Source organism: Streptomyces sp. HUAS 31 (assembly GCF_028198125.1).
GTDB lineage: Bacteria > Actinomycetota > Actinomycetes > Streptomycetales > Streptomycetaceae > Streptomyces > Streptomyces chartreusis.
Window position 1 is genome coordinate 995,612 of record NZ_CP116353.1, and the last position, 16,692, is coordinate 1,012,303.

Consider the following 16,692-nt stretch of genomic DNA (forward strand, 5'->3'; position numbering starts at 1 on the left):
GGCGGCGTCCCGTACATGATCTATGAGGCCGGTGAGAGGCTCGCGGTGGCCCGGGGCTGACCCTGGACCGATCCGGAGGGATGACTCCCGGCAACCTTGCCACGGAGGTGTGGCGCGGATCACGTGCAGGGGAAAACCTGCGGCGCGGCCCGGGCGTCTAGCGGGTGTGAGATCAGTCAGAGCAACGCTGCACGAGCTGGACGAGGAGCGTCTCGTCCGGCTGGTGGCAAGAGGCGATCGTGCCGCGTTCGAGGAGTTGTACCGGCGCACGTCGCCGTGGATGGCGGTGCGGCTGCGCCGCCGGTGCGGGGACGAGCAGATCGTCGCCGAGGTCATGCAGGAGACCTACTTGGCGGTGTGGCGGGCGGCGGGCGCGTTCGCCGGGGCCGCGGTCGGCGGGACGGCCACCGGTTGGCTGTGGACGATCGCGGCGCGCCGTCTCGTCGACGCGTTCCGGCGCAGGGCCCACCACGCGGAGCCGCCGCCGGCCGCCGCTCCGCCCGGCGCGGCGCCCGCCGCCGAGGAGGAGGCGCTCGCCGCGACCGTCGGCGGTGATCTCGGGGACGCGCTGCGGTGCCTCGCACCGGAGTTGAGACAGGTACTGCAGGCCATGGTGCTCGACGGGCTGTCGGTCCGGGAGACCGCGGTCCTGCTCGGACTGCCCGAAGGCACGGTCAAGACCCGTGCCCGCCGGGCCCGGAGCGCGATGCGGAGGGCGCTGGCATGAGCGTGGAACATGCGTCGACGCGGATCATCGAGGGTTACGCGCGCGGCGACGCGAGTCTCCCGGCCGACGAGGTGTGGGCCGTGGAGGCCCATCTGGAGGCGTGCCGGGTGTGCCGCGACCGGCTGTCGGCGGTCGTCGGGGCCGAGGCCCCCGCGGTGGCATCGCTGGTCGACACCGTGTGGTCCGGCCTGGAACCCCAGTTGGCGGTGACCGCCACGATGCCGCGTCGGCGGCGCTGGTCGGCGCGGCTGGCGAGATGGATGACGCCCACGATGATGCCGTGGCTTGCGATGGTCGTGGGCGTGACGCTGCTGGCCCTGCTGCTCGACCTGGTCGGCACCGGCACCGACTCCGGCCAGGTGTCGCTGGTGCTGCTGTTCGCGCCGGTCCTGCCGGTGCTCGGTGTCGCGGCGTCCTGGTCGCGCGGCTTGGATCCGGCGTACGAACTGACGGCCTCGGTGCCCAGGGCCGGGCTCTATCTGGTGCTGCGGCGCACCGCGTCCGTACTCGGAGTGGTCGTCCCCGCGTTGCTGGTGGGCGGATGGGTGACCGGGGTGATGGTGGCGCAGTGGCTGTTGCCCTGTCTGGCCTTCACGGTGACGACGCTGGCGCTCGGCAGCGTCGTGGGCGTGACCCGTGCCGCCGTCGTACTGGCGGGTGTGTGGGCCGCCGTCGTCGTGGCGCCGACCCTGGCCACCAGCCGGACGACCTTCGCCCTGCAGACGAACGGCCTGCCCGCATGGGGGCTGATCCTCGCGCTCGGCATCGCTGTCGTGATCGCCCGCAGAGGCTCCTACTCCGTGCTGGGAGCCCATCGATGACCACTAGAAGGGAACACCACATGACGTCCGCGGTGAGCGCGGCCGATATCGCACCGACGGCCTACGCCTGGGAGATCCAGGCCACCGGGCTGAAGGTCAGGGTCGGCAGGAACCGGATGGCCGTCGACGGCCTCGACCTCGCGCTGGGGACCGGCGTCCATGGACTCCTCGGCCCCAACGGCGCCGGCAAGACCACCCTCATCCGGACGCTGGCCACCGTGCTGCGCCCCACCGAGGGCACCCTGGAGATGCTCGGCGAGTCCGTGAGCGGCAGGGGCGAGCACCGTGCGCTGCGCCGTCGAATCGGGTATCTGCCGCAGGAGTTCGGCTACTACAGGCGCTTCACGGTGCGCGAGTTCGTCGAGTACATGGCCTGGCTGAAGGAGGTTCCGAAGGCGGACATCCCGGCGGCGGTGCAGCGGGCCGTGGAGCGGGTGGGGATGGCGGACCGCGCCGACGAGAGGATGAAGGCCCTGTCGGGCGGCATGGTCCGGCGGGTCGGCATCGCCCAGGCGATCGTCAACGACCCGACGGTCCTGCTGCTGGACGAACCGACGGTGGGCCTCGACCCGGCCCAGCGGCTGCGCTTCCGCGAGCTGCTCCAGGAGTTGGGTACGGACACCTGCGTGGTCGTCTCGACCCACCTGGTGGAGGACGTGGCCGCCGCCTGCACCGACGTGGTGCTCTTCGCCGAGGGCCGGCTGGTCTTCCAGGGCCCGCCGGACGAACTGGCCTCGGTGGGCGGCCCGGAGCACGAGGGCGACACCCCGCTGGAGCGCGGCTACTCGGCCATGCTGCTCAACCCCCAGCAGGGAAGGGGCTCCTGGTGAACGCCCGCATCCTGCGCATCGAACTGAAGCGTTCAGTCGCTCCATGGGCCGGCGCGGTGGTCCTGACGACGGCTCTCGGGTTCCTGTACCTCCTGAACGCCGCGTGGTGGAGGGGCACCACGGCGTGGACGGCCCAGTGGACGCCGATGGCCATGTGGACCCGCGCCCTGCTGTTCTACCTGTGGCCCGTCGCCGTGGGGCTCGGGACGCTGCAGGGCCTGCGCGACCACCGCTCGAAGATGTCCGAGCTGCTCACGAGCACGCCGCGCCCCGCCCGGCACCGCGCGGCCGCGCTGGCGGGCACGACGGCGTTCACGCTGGCCTCGGCCTTTGGACTGCTGGTCCTCGTGGGTGCGGTCCAGGTGATCGCCAACACCGAGTACACACACCTCGGATGGCTGCCGATCTCACTGGTGGGTGCCCTTTTCCTGATCGCGGGAGCCGTGCTGGGCATGGGAGCGGGGCGAGCTCTGCCGTCCGTGCTCACCCCGCCCTCACTGGCCATGGCCGCCTTCGTGTTCACGATCCTCATGCACTCGTCACTGGGCCGGACACAGACGGACTCGGCGACAGGGTTCCCGAGCACGGAGCCGAACCGGATCTCGCTGCTCTCACCGACGGTGGAAGAGGTACGCAACGCACTCCTGACGCTCTCCACATCCGTCCACGTCGGGCAGACGATCTGGCTGCTCGGCATGGCCGCGACCGGCTTCGCGCTGCTGGTCGCCGCGACCGCCCGCACCCGCCTGATCGCCCTTACGCCCGTCATGGCGGGTGCGGTGATCGCCCTGCTCGTCCTCCCCTCCGACCCACGCCACATGTATGTCGTAGACACAGCCGCAGCGGAGTTGGTGTGCGACGGCCATGTGTGCGTGACGAAGACACAGCAGTCACGACTGGCCGACCTGGCGGGGCGGGGCAACGAGGCGCTACGTCTGCTGCACGGCGCCCTGGGCGACGATGCGCCGACCTCGGTCCGGGAGAACACGACGGTGCTGCCGCACGGAGCCACTCCCCGGTGGTCCCGCGAAACAGTGCTCCTCGACTTCGACGACGGCATCATCGACGCCGCGAAGGGCGAGGACCTGACCCGGGCCTTGATCGCCGAGGGCATGGTGCCGGGGTGCTCCTTCGTCGGCTGGAGCGGCACGCTCAATGACGCCGCCGCACAGAGCATCGCGGCGAGCTGGATCCTCGGCGACCTGCAGCCGCTCGTCGGCTCCCCTCACTCCGCGGCCGACCAGATCGCCCTGGCCCGCCCGGTGTGGAAGAAGCTCAAGGCACTCCCCCGGGCCGAACAGCGCGCACGCATCGACGCGATGCACGCCGCTGCGCTCTCCTGCGAGGGCGGCGATGCCTTCGATGTCCTGTCCGGTGGTGCTTCCAGGTGAGATGGCTGACGCTGTACGCGCGTTCTCGCCAGGCCCCCGCGTCGCTCGCCGCGGTGCTGATCAGTGCGGTGACGGTGTGGGCACTCGCCCCGGGCGGCAGCGAGGGGTCCGCCGATCCGCGGCTGCCCGTGCTGGTCCTCGCCACGGGGGCGATGGCTGCATCGATCGGGCTCAGCGGCCAGGACGCCGAGCTGGACCGGACGGCCGCGATCCGCTGGGTGCCTCGCAGGGCGGCCCACGTGCTGCTCGCCGGCGCGATCGTCGGTGTTGTGCTGCTGACCGTGCAGACAGTGGGCGCGGACATGGCCACCGCCGCGTTCATCGTCCGGGACAGCACGGGCCTGATGGGGCTTGCAGCCCTGGGCGCGGCTGTGGCGGGCGGCCAGTACGCATGGACCCTGCCGTTCACCTGGCTGGCGTTCTCGTTCTTCGCGCCGCCCGCGACGAGTGCGCCGATGCAGGTGGCGACTTGGATGATGCTGCCGCCCGGTACGGCGGTGGGAACCTGGACGGCGCTGGCCTTGGCAGCCGCCGGCACGGCTGCCTATGCCGTGGCGGGCCCGAGGCGCTAACCGGCTCGGGTGGCGGTCGGGAAGGGAGAACGCCCCTGCGAACACCGCGCGACGATCGCTGTCACTGCGTCCTGCCGCCCTCCAGCATTTGCTCGATGCGATCGAAACGCTCGTGCACGGCGTGGGTCATTTCCTCGTACGTCTGCTCCACCGCCTGCTCCGCCTGATGCAGGCGGTGGTGTCGGCGTTCCTGGTCCCGTCCCACGAACCAGGTGGCCAGGGCCGCGGTGACCATGCCATAGGCCGTGATCCCGACGACCATCACCACGACGGCGATCAGACGCCCCCACAACGTCACCGGATAGAAGTCGCCGTAGCCGACCGTCGTGGCGGTCTCCACCGACCACCACAACGCGAGCGGATACGAGGTCAGCTTCGCCCCGGGCGCTCCGCGCTCGGCCGCCACCACGAGGCCCGAACCCACCAGGATCACGAACAGGAGGACGACCGTCGCGGCTCCGGCCGCCTTGAAATGCAGCGAACGCCCCTGACGGCCCAACAGCAGTTCGACCGCCCGGGCAAGGAAACCGGGAACCATACCCGGCATCCTGCGCCACACCCGGGCCGGCCCCGCGTGTACGCGCCGCGCGGGTCAGAACCCCGACCCGAACAGCGGCGTCCCGTCAAATGGTGGAAGAAACTCCACTGTGGACAGCGGCGCACCCCTGCGAGACTCAAACCAGGCCCCGTCGCGGAATCCCCCGTCGCGACGGGGCCCTCGTCCCCGCCTTCCCGACAGCGAGGTCGACTGTGGTCGTCGGCCTCAGGCGATGCATACCGCTGATCACACGTCCCCGGTCGCAGGCGGGCGCAGCGCGTCGAGCACCACACGCACCGCCGCGCGAGGCGGCACACCCCTGCGGATCGCGGCCGTGATCGTACGGGTCACCGGGCTGGTCAGCTCCCGGGTGACGACGCGAAAGCGGCCGGCGTCGACGGCCAGGCCCGGAAGCAGTGCGACCGCATGGCCGGCCTCGACAAGCTCCAAGGTCAGCATGTAGTTGCTGAACCGGGCGACCACACGAGGCTCGAACCGCGCCTGTCGGCACAGCCGTAGCGCGAGATTCGCCATGTACGACTGGGGGATGTCGAAGGCCCAGGGTTCATCGGCGAACGCGGTCAGGTCCGCGGGCTCGCGCCCGGCGGCCGGGTGGTCCGGCGGCAGCACCAGCAGGATCGGATCCGTCGCCAGTGGCAGGAGGTCGAGGTCCGGGCCAAGGGGCAGTTCGGCGAAGTCCGTGGTCGTGATCACGAGGTCCGCGTCGCCGACCCGCAACGCCGGCACACTCTCGTGCGGCTCCAACTCCAGGAGCTGGACGTCGAGGTGGGGATACTCGCGGGACAGGCGTGTCACGGCCGGTACGGCCATCGTGTGCACCACGCTCTGGAACGCCCCGAGCCGCACCAGACCCGACGGCTCCTCGCCGAACCCGCGCAGCTCCGCCTCCACGGTGTCCATGTGATCGAGGATCGCCCGCGCGCGTCGCGCCAGGATCAGCCCGGCCGAGGTCAGCCGTACCCGGCGCCCCGTGCGTTCCAGCAGCTGAGTGCCCGTCTCGGTCTCGAGCACCGCGAGCTGCTGCGACACACTCGACGGGCTCAGATTGGCGGCCTGGGCCACCGCCCGGACCGTACCCAGCGTGTCCAGCTGAGTGAGCAGCCGCAGCCTCCAGGGATTCATCACCCGCCTCATTATTGTGCGGCTTTTCCGAACAGCACAGCCGGAATTGTGTGATGGACGTGGCGCTCGCCGCAGTCCTACCGTCGGAGTCATGGCTGCTGAGACCTCCACATCCGCTGTCCCTACGGCCCCTGAGTCCACGTTCTGGTCCGATGCGGACCGGCACCTCGTCCGCTACGGAGGCGGGTTCACCCGCGAGATCATCGAGCGCGCCGCCGGCAGCTTCGTGTACACCGAGGACGGCCGGAAGATCCTCGACTTCACGTCCGGCCAGATGAGCGCGATCCTCGGGCACTCGCACCCGGCGATCGTGGAGACCGTCCAGCGCCAGGTCGCCACCCTCGACCACCTCTACAGCGGCATGCTCAGCCGCCCCGTCGTCGACCTGGCCCGGCGCCTCGCCGGGACGCTGCCCGCGCCCTTGGACAAGGCGCTGCTCCTGACCACCGGTGCCGAGTCGAACGAGGCCGCGATCCGGATGGCCAAGCTCGTCACCGGCAAGCACGAGATCGTGTCGTTCGCCCGGTCCTGGCACGGCATGACCCAGGCCGCCGCGTCCGCCACGTACAGCACGGGCCGCAAGGGCTACGGTCCGTCCGCCCCCGGCAACTTCGCGATCCCCGTCCCCAACCCCTACCGCCCCGACTTCACCACGCCCGACGGTGAGCTCGACTGGCGCCGCCAGCTGGACTTCGCCTTCGACCTCATCGACGCCCAGTCCACCGGCAGCCTCGCCGCCTGCCTCGTCGAGCCGATCCTCAGCTCCGGCGGCATCATCGAACCGCCGCCCGGCTACTTCGCGGCCCTCCGGCGCAAGTGCCGCGAGCGCGGCATGCTCCTGATCCTCGACGAGGCCCAGACCGGCCTGTGCCGCACCGGCACCTGGTACGCCTTCGAACGTGACGGCATCGTCCCCGACATCCTCACCCTCTCCAAGACCCTCGGCGCGGGCCTGCCCCTGGCGGCCGTCCTCACCAGCGCCGAGATCGAGCAGGAGGCGTACGACCGCGGCTTCCTCTTCTTCACCACACATGTCTCCGACCCGCTGGTGGCCGCCGTGGGCAACACCGTTCTCGACGTACTGACCAGGGACCGCCTGGACGAACGCGCCCGGAGGCTCGGCACCTTCCTGCGCGCCGGCCTGGAGGACATGGCCACCCGCCACGAGGTCATCGGCGACATCCGCGGCCGCGGGCTGCTCGCCGGCCTGGAGCTCGTCGTCGACCGCGAGACCAAGCAGAGCTCCGACAAGCTGGGCGCCCAGGTCACCCGCCGTTGCCTCGAACTCGGCCTGCACATGAACATCGTCCAACTCCCCGGCATGGGCGGCGTCTTCCGCATCGCGCCTCCACTCACGGCGACCGAGGACGAACTGGCCCTCGGCCTGTCGATCCTGGACACGGCGATCGGCGAGGTGAGCGCGACGCTGTGACCGAAGCAGTTCTGGCGCGGCCCCACATCGGGTCGGACGGTTCAGGCGGGGGCGCGCAGGGCGAGCAGGGCCACGTCGTCGTCGTTGTCGGTGGGGCGGACGCGGTGCAGGACCTGGTCGGCGAAGGCCGTGAGGGGGCGGTGCACGAGGGCGGCCGCGTGCCGGCGCAGACGGTTCAGGCCCACGTCGATGATGCGGCCGGGGTCCTCGACGAGGCCGTCGGTGTACAGCACCAGGGTGGATCCGGGCCGCAGCACCACTTCGGCGTCCGGTCGCGACGTGCGCAGTCCCGTGCCCAGGGCGACGCCATGTCCGGCGTCGAGATAGCGGGCCACGCCGTCCCGGCTGATCAACAGCGGCGGAGGGTGGCCGGCGTTGGTCCAGGACAGCTGCCAGTGGCCGTCGTCCAGCACTTCGATCCGGGCGTAGATCATGGTGGCCATGTCGACGTCGGTGATGTGCTCCATCGCCTCGTCGAGCCGTTCCACGATCCGGCTGGGTGGTTCGTGCTGCGCCCAGGCGTAGGCGCGCAGCATGTTGCGCACCTGCGCCATGCCGGCCGCCGCCTCCAGGTCGTGGCCGACGACGTCTCCGATGGCCAGCGCGGTCGCTCCGTCGGACAGGGGGAAGGCGTCGTACCAGTCGCCGCCCACCTGCGAGGCGTCGGGGGCGGGCAGGTAGCGGGCCGTCATCTGCAGGCCCGGGACGCCCGGCATCTGCGGCAGCAGATGATTCTGCATGGTCTCGGCGACCTTGCGCTGACGCTGGTAGAGGCGAGCGTTGTCCAGGGCGAGGCCGGCGCGGCGCGCGATGTCCTCGACGAGCGAAAGGTCGGCGGTGGTGAAGGACACCGGATCCTCGGCGCGGCCCAGGGTCAGGGCACCCAGCATCTCGCGCGTGCCGCGGATGGGTGCGATGGCCGCCGAGTGCATTCGGGTCGTGTCGAACAGGCGGCGCTGCTCGACCGCGATGCCGGAGTCCGGCACGCGATGGTAGGTCTCGGGTCCGGTCACCGTGGAGGCAACTCCTCGCAGGGCCCGGGACAACGGCATCGGGGACTCCTCGAGCACCGGCGGCATCGGCCCCTGGAGGTCCTCGTGGTGCGTGAGCGCCTCGCCGTCCGCGTGGACGACGACGGCGCGCCAGACCTCGTCCCGCTCGGTGAGCAGGTCGACGATCACCCAGTCCGCGAGCCGGGGCACCACGAGGTTGGTCAGCCGTTGCATCGCGTCCTCGATGTCGAGCGTGGAGGTCAGCTGTGCGGTGGCCTCCGCCAGCAGGGCCAGCCGCTCCAGCTCGGACAGTGCGGACTCCGGCGGCGCCGGTCGCGAGCCCGTCTGCCGCCCGTCCTCGCGGGTGTGGAAGACGACCAGGGTGCAGGCTTCGTGGTCGCCGGTGTCGTACGGCGTGATCAGCCAGGAGATGGGCAGCACGGTGCCGTCGGCAAGCGCGAAGTAGTCCTCGTCGGCCTGGGCGGGGCGGCCGGCGTGGAACGCCTGCCGCATGGCGCACTGGCTCCGCGGCAGCGGCTGGCCCTGGGGGCCGCGGTGCAGCAGGTCGTGCGCGTCGTGGCCGAGGAGTTCCTCGGCGGACCTGGCGAGCACGTCCTCGGCGCGGGCGTTGACCGCGATGATGCAGCCCCGCTCGTCCACGACGTAGGCCCCGGCACCTATGGCTTCAAGCGCCTGGGACAACGCGGCGGACGCGGCCGGAGCAGTCTCTCTCCGGACGGCCCTCGCGTCCTTCGGCCCTTCCACCTCACGCCTCCAAGCTCGGTCGGACGCCCCCCGGCAACCCGGCACGCCCCTGCGCACCGCGTCCCGTCCCGTCCCGCCGTCCCCTCCCGTGTGCCCCCTATCGGCCGGAGTCCACACGGCATCGGTACCCACGGGGCCGAAGGCCGCGCTGGTCGCGAGCCTTGACGAGTTGATTTGACTGGCGACATCGCGTCGACGATCACTAGCCTCGCCGAGCATGAAGCAGCGGCGACAGAAGAAGCTCTCCCATGATCTCTTTGAGGCAACTCTGGCAGCCGACCTTGCACGCGTGAAGGCGCTTCTGAAGATCGGAGCAAGCCCCGAGCGAGGGAACAGCGACGGCACCACCCCGCTGTACCTGGCATCCGTACAGGGAGAAGCCGAGGTTGCACGCTTGCTCATGGAGGCGGGTGCCTCCCCCGACGCTGAAAGCAGGGGAGCCGGCTCGGAGGGGACACCGTTGTGCGCAGCCGCGTGCTGGGGACACACCGAGACAGTGCGTGAACTCTTGGCCCACGGAGCCGATCCGAACCTTCGTGAAGACCACGGATCGGGGTGGTCGCCCCTGGACTGGGCGAACAACGGCCCCCACCCCGAGACCGCCGAACTCCTCACCGCGGCAGGAGCAAACCCCTCGCAGGCACCGCTCGGCCGACCCGCCCAACCCGCCGAGATGCCACCCGCGTACGTTTCCCTTGCCTCGCCAAGGGCCGGCTTCATCACGGCGGAGATCCTCGATGCCACCGGGGGTACTCCCCTGCCCTGACGGTCGGCCCGTCCCACGCAGAAGCCTCAGGGAGCCGGCTCCAGCACCACACAACAGCGACTGGGAGCCGGCGCCAGGCATGCCTGGTAGGCGGTGTCGCCCGAGGTGGCGAGCGCTCCGCGCAGCAGGTGAAGGTTCATCCCGCACACCGTTTCGACGTGCTTGCGCGCCAGCAGGTGGAAGGGGCAGTTCCCGAGGACGACGGTGTCCCCCTCGCGGCGCGGCTCGAAGCCGTACCGCTCCAGTAGGTCGATGACGCCCGTCATGGCCTCGCCGCCCAGCCGCTCGCCCAGCTCGGCCGCCTTGCGGTACAGCACCGGGCGGACCGGTTCGCCGGTGTTGTCGGACTCCTCCACGGCCTCGGCCAGCAGTTGCCCGGCCATCTCGTACTGCCGCGCGGGCACGCTGACGCCGACTTCCCGCTCGGAGCGGCGGTACAGCTTGGCCGGCCGCCCGGCCCCCGGTCCGGTTCGCCCGCTGCGCCGCTCATAGACGACGTCCAGCAGCCCTTCGTCGGCCAGGCGGTCCAGGTGGAACGCCGCGGTCTGCCGGGCCAGTCCCAGCGCCGCGGCCGCGTCGTCCCGGCCCACGGCGCCGGAACTGCGCGCCACGTGCTCGTACAGCCGGCGGCGCGTCGGCTCGTCCAGCGCCGCTACGGCGGAGAGATCGTCGCGGGGTGCTTCCTTCGAGTGGTCCACGAACACCAGTGTAAAACCAACCCCCATTGACTAAAGAAACGGGATGAGCTTCTATCGACAAGAGACGTTGTTCATAGAAGGAGGGCGTCATGTCGTCCGCACCTGCACCCGCACCCTCAACCGCCACACCCGTCACCGCACGGCAGGCCATCACCACCGACCCCGGCTACCAGGCCTTCTGGATCCTCCGCGTCGGGTTCACCGTCGCGCCCGTGCTGTTCGGACTCGACAAATTCGCAAACCTGCTCACCGACTGGCCGGGCTACCTCGCCCCGTGGATCAACGACGTGGTCCCGGGCAGCGCGCAGGACGCCATGTACACCGTCGGCGTCATCGAGATCATCGCCGGACTGGTCGTCGCGGCGGCCCCCCGCTTCGGGGGCTGGCTGGTGGCCGGCTGGCTCGCAGGGATCATCGTCAACCTGCTGACGATCCCCGACTACTACGACATCGCACTGCGAGACTTCGGCCTGCTGCTCGGAGCGGTCGCACTCGCACGGCTGGCCCAGCGCTATCACGGCACCGCGCGGCACTGACAGGCCGCGTGGCGGCCACCGGGCACCGCGCACCAAGGCCCTGGTGACCGCCCCCGGCATCCCGAGGCAAACGAGGGGTCCTTCGACCCAGGCCAGTAGCCGGGGCCTCCCAACGGTGGAGCGGCGCACCCTCGGGAGCACCTGCCACACAGCCCCTCCCTGGGCGATCTGACGCCAAAGCCCCGGGGGGGTCTGACGTCAAGGATCGCCAGGAACCGCCCTAGCTCCAGGGGTCGGTGATCTCCCGAAGCAAAGTCAGGGCTTCCCTCAACTGCTTCATGCGGCGCTTGCCGAGGTGCGCCTCCCACTCCTGCTCGACCTCTGCGACCACGCCGTCAGCGATCTCCTTGGCCACCAGCGCCCGGCTCGCCAGGCACACCAGCCGGGCGCGCGCCTCCGCCACAGAGGTCGACGTCGACAGACGTTGTGTTGACTAGAAGGGCGGGTTGAAGCAAGCGATATAGGTACCGCCCTCGGTGTACAACGGCCACCGCATCTGTTCACGGGTCGCCGGCCCGTAGACGCCGTCGTCGCTCACCCCGAGGCGATTGGCTTGGAGCCACCGAACGGCATCCACCGTGCCGTCTCCGTAGCTCCCGTCCGCCCCTCCGGTGGCGCTGATCCGATTGGCGGCGTAGGTGCCGCTGTAGCAGTAAAGGATGGCTCTCTGCAGCGCCGTCACGGCGTTTGAACTGCCCGTCTGATACTGCATATAACAGCTCAGACCGTTATTGGTGCGCGCGGGAATTGTGTAGTGATTGCCAGGGACGCCGCCGCTGCCCAACCCATCGGTGCGCTTCACCGTCGTGTTGCACGGACCGTAGGCGGCATGGGCGGGCGCAGTCATCATCGGGCTGGCCGTAAGGCCTGCGGCGAAGAGGAAAGCCCAAGCCCCCAACACGCTGATCCGCATGCGGAGCCTCGTGGACACACGTTGCACGATGCAACCCTCCTGGTCGGTGATGTCGTCTCAATGACGGCCTCACCCAGGGACGTTAGAGTCATCAGGGGCCTCGGACTTTGTCATCCGTGCAGGGAACTGTGTCGGTAGTGCATCGCCCATAGCTGGCGCCGCATCAGGTGAGGGTCCTACGTGCGCCCGTCGAACATGTGCCCGTCGAAGCCGTTGCGCAGCGAGAGACGATCCCGCCAAAATGACGGCGCGAACCGTCCGTGTCGAGGGGTGGCTTGTGGGGGAACGGGCTGAGTTACTGCCTGGCCGGCTCTGTGACCGATGCCAACGAGGGTCTGCCTCGTGAGCCCGGTTCTGGACACCGCGTTCATACCGCCGCGCGATCGGGAGGAAGTGGTCCGGCACGCCGTGTGGGAATCCGTCGTGGCGGTCGACATCGATCACCGTCCTCCGGTTGAGGACCTCTCCGTTCGTATCGGGCTCGGCACCGTCGGACCCCTCAGGATCTGCTCGGCGCGGGCCACCGCGGTCACGATCCGTCGGACGGAACGGCTGGCCCGGGAGGACGAGGAGCGTGCCGTCTTCCTCGGCTTACAGATGACGGGCACCAGCCTGGTGGTGCAGAACGGCCGCGAGTGTGTGCTGGGACCGGGGGAATTTGCCGTCTACGAATCGATCGCTCCCTACACACTCCTCTTCGACGAGGGAGTCGACCACCACTTCCTGCGCTTCCCCCGCGCGGCGCTCGCGCTCCCCGACCGGCTGCTGCGAGACACCAGCTCAGTCACCCTGGGAACCGACAACCCCATTGCGCGTCTCGCCTTCACCTACTTCTCCCAACTGGCCGTCAGCGACGAGTTGCACCAGGGCGTGCACGCGGACGCCGTCGTGGAGCCCAGCGTCGAGCTCCTCCGCGCCGTCCTGACGTCCCAGTACGGCAACTCCGGCCTTGCCAAAGAGCCGTTGGAGGCAACACTCAGCCTGCGGATCACTCAGTACGTCCGGGCACACCTGGCTGACCCCGATCTGTCGGCGGCACGGATCGCCGCCGCACACGGGATCTCCGTACGTCATCTCTACGCTGTGCTGTCCAGGTCCGGTATCAGCCTGGGGGACTGGATCCGTACCCACCGCCTGGCGGAATGCAGGCGAGAGCTGGCGGGCCCGAACGCCCGGCTGCGGACCATCGCGGCGATTGGACGAAGGTGGGGCTTCGTGGACGCGACCCACTTCAGCAAGGTGTTCAAACAGGCATACGGACTCTCGCCCCGGGCCTGGCGCGACCAGAACCGCCCCCACTCCTCCGCGTAATGGTCTCCGCGCGGCCAAGCTTCGCGTGACCGACCTGTCCGCTCGGTCTGGGCGGGGTGGTCAGACCGAGCGGACCATCAAGAGGGACCGGCGTGGGACCGGGTTCGGGAAGGCCGGGGATCTGGCCGTCTAAACCCCGCCGTCCGGGGCGATCGTCTCGGCGAATCCAATGGCGAACGCTTTGAGCGCGCGGTTGAGCCGTGGGGCGAAGTCGAGGGCGACGTGACCCCATTGCGGCTCCTGTTCGTAGAGCGCCGCGAGCGTGGGGTGGGACACCTGCCAGAAGCCGGAGGCCAGCGTGATCGCCACGGCCAGCAGATTGCCGATCTGGTCGAGCGTCATGGTGCTCGCGCGATCCAGCACGGTGGCGATCTCGTCGTGCGCGGCGAAGGCGTTGGTCTTGTACCGGCGGGCCCGTTCGATGTCGACGTCGCCTTCGAGGTGCAACGCAACATGGGTCAACAGGTCACAGAAGACCGGCAGTGCGACCAAGGTCTCGCCGACAACCGCAGCGGTCTGTGCGGGCCCGAGCCCAGTACGACCGGCGACCTCGCCCTTGATCGCGTCCCGCCACTGTCCCCATCCCCGTTCGGCCAGTTCGAGGCGGTTCGGCGCACCGAGCGTGCTCACCGTCACCGACCTGCCGGATCCCACTCCTGGGCCCGGTCAGATCGCGATCGACGTCACCCATGCCGCCGTCGGACTCATCGACGTCTACATACGGCAGGGCCTGTTCAAGGACGCCCCCGGGCTGCCGCAGCCGCCGTACGTTCCCGGCCTTGAGGTCGCCGGCACCGTGCGCGCACTCGGTGAGGGCGTCACCGGCTTCACCGTCGGCGAGAAGGTGGTGTCGCTGTCCGCCCACGGGGCAGGCGGCTACGCGTCCGTGTACGTCAGCGACAAGGCGCGGGTCGTGTCGACGCAGGACTACGACATCGATCCCGCCCTCGCGGTCGCCGTCGTCCCCAACGCGCTCATGGCCCACATCGCGCTCACCCGCGCCATCAGCATGTCCGCAGGGGAAAGCGTCCTCATCCACGGCGCGCTGGGCGGGCTGGCCGCCGCCTTCCCCGGCATCGCCCGACAGCTCGGCGCGTACCGGGTGGTAGGCACGGTCCGTTTCGAACCACACAACCGAGGGCCGCATCGCCCTCACCCCATGAGCGGCCCGTGAGCGGCACTGCCACCGGCTACCGAGGTGCCGGTCACCTGGCCGGCAGCGAGCGGTGGCTGAAGGGCCCGGCCACCTCGGCCGCGACCGCCGAGCGGATCGCGCAGGCGCAACGGGTCGCCGCCGGACGGCCGTCGGGGCAGGTGGGAGGCCCGTGGGTAGAGTGGCGGCATGTACATGCGGGGGCGCAGGCTCAGATTCACAGCGGTGTCGGCGATGGTCGTGCTGGCCCTGATCGGGTTCTCGTCGGGTTGTGGTCACGGAAGCCGCGGCGATGCGAGTTCATCCAGGGGCGATGCGCAGGACCCCGGGACGGGTGCCAGTGGCGGCAGCGGCGATACGCACCGCTCGCAGCCCACCCACAGTCCCACGCCCACCGCGTCCCCCTCCAGCGAACCTGCCAAGCCCTTGAAGGACGGCACCGCGGTACTCATCAGCTGCGCGAGCTTGGACGACCCGTACGCGACGGTCGAAGTCAGGAATCCGAACGAACGCGACGCCGTCTTCACCATGAAGATGACCTTCAAGGACGCTCACGGCTCCACCATGATCACCCACACCGCTCAGGTGCCGGTGCCCGCGAAGGACACCGCAACCGACCGGGTCGCCGTTGCCGGTATCGGCACGGGGCACGTGGACCAGATCGCTCGCTGCGAGGTCAATCCACGGGCCACTGCCGACTGGTGACGGCCGGCGGAGCGGATCCGTCCCGCCGCCTCATCGAGAGTTGTTCGCCGAAGGCACCACAGCCACGCCTCCAGTACTCAGGACTGCCGCGTCGACCTGTGAGGCTCACCCTGACCAGATCCAGCCCCGCTTGTGCAGGGCGGAGAGCGTGGCGACCGGGCGATCAGTAGAAGCGGCGTAGGAACACGTCCGACTTGCCGTTGGTGTCGCCGGGCACGATGTCGTCGGCCGTGGAGTGGAAGACCACATCGCGTCCGCCGGCGCTGACCGCGTCGGTCCCGGCCGAGGCGGGCCGGTTCGAGACGATCTCGTCGCTGCCTGTCTCCAGGTCGCGCAGCGTGAGCGACGGTCCGCTCGTGTCGAGTGGGGTGTACAGCAGATAGCGTCCGGTGGGATCGATGGCCACGCCCCGCACGTTCGGCACCAGTTGGTCGGTGCCCGAGCTCACGTCGTGGACGTAGGTGTCGGAGCCCGAGAGGTAGACGACCTTACGGCCGTCCTTGCTGAGCTGGACGAGTGTCGCCGCCTTGGACGAGCCCTCGATCGGGCCCGCGGAGGCGCCGTCGGTCCGGTCCCACACGAAGACGTCCTCCGCCTGGCCGTCCTGGTAGGCGACGAAGCGGCCGTCGCCGCTGATGGACGGCCGCGCAGACACGGTGTGGCCGAACTCGGCGACGGTCTGCGCGGTGTCGGCGCGCCAGTCCCTTACCTCGACGCGCTGCCGGGACGGCGGTCGGTTGAAGGTGGCGGCCTGGGCGATGTAGCGGCCGTCCGCGCTCAGGGATGGCTGGCTGCAGCTGAGGCCCGGGCAGTTGATGCCGATCGTGCTCCCCGAGCTGACCTGGGACAGGAATGTCTTCGTGTCTCTGAACAACAGCCCCCACAGGGCGACGTATTGCCCGTCAGCGCTGATCACCGGGCGCTGACTCGGGGAGGTGAGGGTGCTCATCAGCGTGGTCTGACTCGTCCGCTGGTCGCGGACGAACACCCTCTCCCCTGTCGCCGGGGTGGCGGGTGTGAGGTTCTTCGCCGACGACGAGAAAGCGATACGCCGACCGTCGCTCGTGATCGTGGCGCCCGCGGAGTCGCCGTCGCCCTGGGTGCCGTCGGTCGCGACACTGATCCGTTCGACTCCGGCACCGCTGTCGCTCGCTGCGCCCGCCACGGTCGTGGGCTCGGCCGAAGCGGCTCCAGGTAGCACCGCCGTGACCGCACAGACCAAGACCGTGGCGCCCAAGACGGCCCGTACACGTCTGACGGCGCTCCAATTCACGTTCCCCCGCACTTTCCCCCCTAAAGCAACGACATAGCCCTGCTCCCCGGTTCCCCACCGAAGGGCCACAAGCATGCAACCGCGGTGGCACTGTGCGGTCAATGTGTCGCATGCCTATTGAGAGAC

Annotated in this window: 19 protein-coding genes; 11 read left to right on the plus strand and 8 right to left on the minus strand. The window is 70.0% G+C overall.

Annotation, left to right across the window (positions count from 1 at the left end; all coding sequences use genetic code 11):
• Positions 1 to 166 precede the first annotated feature (166 nt).
• Genes PGH47_RS04170 through PGH47_RS04190 form a run of 5 tightly spaced genes read left to right on the plus strand, consistent with a single transcriptional unit; the run spans position 167 to position 4,341 of the window.
• Entirely contained in the window at positions 167 to 727 is a 561-nt protein-coding gene (locus PGH47_RS04170) for an RNA polymerase sigma factor (protein WP_271662280.1), read from the plus strand.
• Complete coding sequence (locus PGH47_RS04175; RefSeq protein WP_271662281.1) at positions 724 to 1,548, plus strand: zf-HC2 domain-containing protein; 825 nt, start codon at positions 724 to 726, stop codon at positions 1,546 to 1,548. The genes PGH47_RS04170 and PGH47_RS04175 overlap by 4 nt, the downstream gene beginning before the upstream one ends.
• Positions 1,545 to 2,378: an ABC transporter ATP-binding protein gene (locus PGH47_RS04180; protein WP_271662282.1), complete on the plus strand. Its 834-nt coding sequence runs from the start codon at positions 1,545 to 1,547 to the stop codon at positions 2,376 to 2,378. Before PGH47_RS04175 ends, PGH47_RS04180 begins: the two co-directional genes overlap by 4 nt.
• Positions 2,375 to 3,769: a hypothetical protein gene (locus PGH47_RS04185; RefSeq protein ID WP_271662283.1), complete on the plus strand. Its 1,395-nt coding sequence runs from the start codon at positions 2,375 to 2,377 to the stop codon at positions 3,767 to 3,769. Before PGH47_RS04180 ends, PGH47_RS04185 begins: the two co-directional genes overlap by 4 nt.
• The gene (locus tag PGH47_RS04190; RefSeq protein ID WP_271662284.1) at positions 3,766 to 4,341 is read left to right on the plus strand and encodes a hypothetical protein; all 576 of its coding nucleotides are present in this window, start codon (positions 3,766 to 3,768) and stop codon (positions 4,339 to 4,341) included. Before PGH47_RS04185 ends, PGH47_RS04190 begins: the two co-directional genes overlap by 4 nt.
• Positions 4,342 to 4,402: 61 nt before the next feature.
• On the opposite strand, the gene PGH47_RS04195 is transcribed toward PGH47_RS04190, so the two are convergent.
• Both PGH47_RS04195 and PGH47_RS04200 read right to left on the minus strand, forming a co-directional pair.
• The gene (locus PGH47_RS04195; protein ID WP_271662285.1) at positions 4,403 to 4,879 is read right to left on the minus strand and encodes a potassium channel family protein; all 477 of its coding nucleotides are present in this window, start codon (positions 4,877 to 4,879) and stop codon (positions 4,403 to 4,405) included.
• A gap of 246 nt (positions 4,880 to 5,125) precedes the next feature.
• Positions 5,126 to 6,022 (minus strand): LysR substrate-binding domain-containing protein, encoded by an 897-nt coding sequence (locus tag PGH47_RS04200; RefSeq protein ID WP_271662286.1) that lies wholly within the window; start codon positions 6,020 to 6,022, stop codon positions 5,126 to 5,128.
• Positions 6,023 to 6,113: 91 nt separating this feature from the next.
• On the opposite strand from PGH47_RS04200, the gene PGH47_RS04205 reads away from it, so the two are divergent.
• Positions 6,114 to 7,454, plus strand: coding sequence for an aspartate aminotransferase family protein (locus PGH47_RS04205; RefSeq protein WP_271662287.1), 1,341 nt, complete (start codon positions 6,114 to 6,116; stop codon positions 7,452 to 7,454).
• Between the two features lie 41 nt (positions 7,455 to 7,495).
• Here the strand turns inward: PGH47_RS04205 and PGH47_RS04210 are convergent, their stop codons facing one another.
• Entirely contained in the window at positions 7,496 to 9,148 is a 1,653-nt protein-coding gene (locus PGH47_RS04210; RefSeq protein ID WP_271662288.1) for a SpoIIE family protein phosphatase, read from the minus strand.
• A 280-nt stretch (positions 9,149 to 9,428) separates the two neighbouring features.
• Here PGH47_RS04210 and PGH47_RS04215 point away from each other — a divergent pair, with 280 nt between their 5' ends.
• Positions 9,429 to 9,977 carry an ankyrin repeat domain-containing protein gene (locus PGH47_RS04215; RefSeq protein ID WP_443048468.1) on the plus strand — a complete coding sequence of 183 codons (549 nt, stop codon included), beginning with the start codon at positions 9,429 to 9,431 and terminating at the stop codon, positions 9,975 to 9,977.
• 26 nt (positions 9,978 to 10,003) lie between these two features.
• Here PGH47_RS04215 and PGH47_RS04220 read toward each other — a convergent pair whose 3' ends face one another.
• Positions 10,004 to 10,681 carry a helix-turn-helix transcriptional regulator gene (locus tag PGH47_RS04220; RefSeq protein WP_271667978.1) on the minus strand — a complete coding sequence of 226 codons (678 nt, stop codon included), beginning with the start codon at positions 10,679 to 10,681 and terminating at the stop codon, positions 10,004 to 10,006.
• Positions 10,682 to 10,764: 83 nt separating this feature from the next.
• On the opposite strand from PGH47_RS04220, the gene PGH47_RS04225 reads away from it, so the two are divergent.
• Positions 10,765 to 11,211, plus strand: coding sequence for a hypothetical protein (locus PGH47_RS04225; protein WP_271662289.1), 447 nt, complete (start codon positions 10,765 to 10,767; stop codon positions 11,209 to 11,211).
• Between the two features lie 220 nt (positions 11,212 to 11,431).
• On the opposite strand, the gene PGH47_RS04230 is transcribed toward PGH47_RS04225, so the two are convergent.
• Both PGH47_RS04230 and PGH47_RS04235 read right to left on the minus strand, forming a co-directional pair.
• Positions 11,432 to 11,614 carry a hypothetical protein gene (locus PGH47_RS04230; RefSeq protein WP_271662290.1) on the minus strand — a complete coding sequence of 61 codons (183 nt, stop codon included), beginning with the start codon at positions 11,612 to 11,614 and terminating at the stop codon, positions 11,432 to 11,434.
• Positions 11,615 to 11,644: 30 nt separating this feature from the next.
• Entirely contained in the window at positions 11,645 to 12,124 is a 480-nt protein-coding gene (locus PGH47_RS04235; protein WP_271662291.1) for a peptidoglycan-binding domain-containing protein, read from the minus strand.
• A gap of 342 nt (positions 12,125 to 12,466) precedes the next feature.
• Between PGH47_RS04235 and PGH47_RS04240 the strand changes: the two genes are divergently transcribed.
• A complete protein-coding gene (locus tag PGH47_RS04240; protein WP_271662292.1) occupies positions 12,467 to 13,435 on the plus strand; it encodes a helix-turn-helix domain-containing protein in 969 nt (322 codons plus the stop codon).
• A 129-nt stretch (positions 13,436 to 13,564) separates the two neighbouring features.
• Here PGH47_RS04240 and PGH47_RS04245 read toward each other — a convergent pair whose 3' ends face one another.
• Positions 13,565 to 14,065, minus strand: coding sequence for a hypothetical protein (locus PGH47_RS04245; protein ID WP_271662293.1), 501 nt, complete (start codon positions 14,063 to 14,065; stop codon positions 13,565 to 13,567).
• Between PGH47_RS04245 and PGH47_RS04250 the strand changes: the two genes are divergently transcribed.
• Positions 14,058 to 14,609 (plus strand): alcohol dehydrogenase catalytic domain-containing protein, encoded by a 552-nt coding sequence (locus tag PGH47_RS04250; protein ID WP_271662294.1) that lies wholly within the window; start codon positions 14,058 to 14,060, stop codon positions 14,607 to 14,609. The two genes, PGH47_RS04245 and PGH47_RS04250, sit on opposite strands and share 8 nt — an antisense overlap.
• Positions 14,610 to 14,822: 213 nt before the next feature.
• Positions 14,823 to 15,293: a hypothetical protein gene (locus PGH47_RS04255; RefSeq protein ID WP_271667979.1), complete on the plus strand. Its 471-nt coding sequence runs from the start codon at positions 14,823 to 14,825 to the stop codon at positions 15,291 to 15,293.
• A 163-nt stretch (positions 15,294 to 15,456) separates the two neighbouring features.
• Here the strand turns inward: PGH47_RS04255 and PGH47_RS04260 are convergent, their stop codons facing one another.
• Positions 15,457 to 16,458 (minus strand): hypothetical protein, encoded by a 1,002-nt coding sequence (locus tag PGH47_RS04260; protein WP_271662295.1) that lies wholly within the window; start codon positions 16,456 to 16,458, stop codon positions 15,457 to 15,459.
• Positions 16,459 to 16,692: the final 234 nt, after the last annotated feature.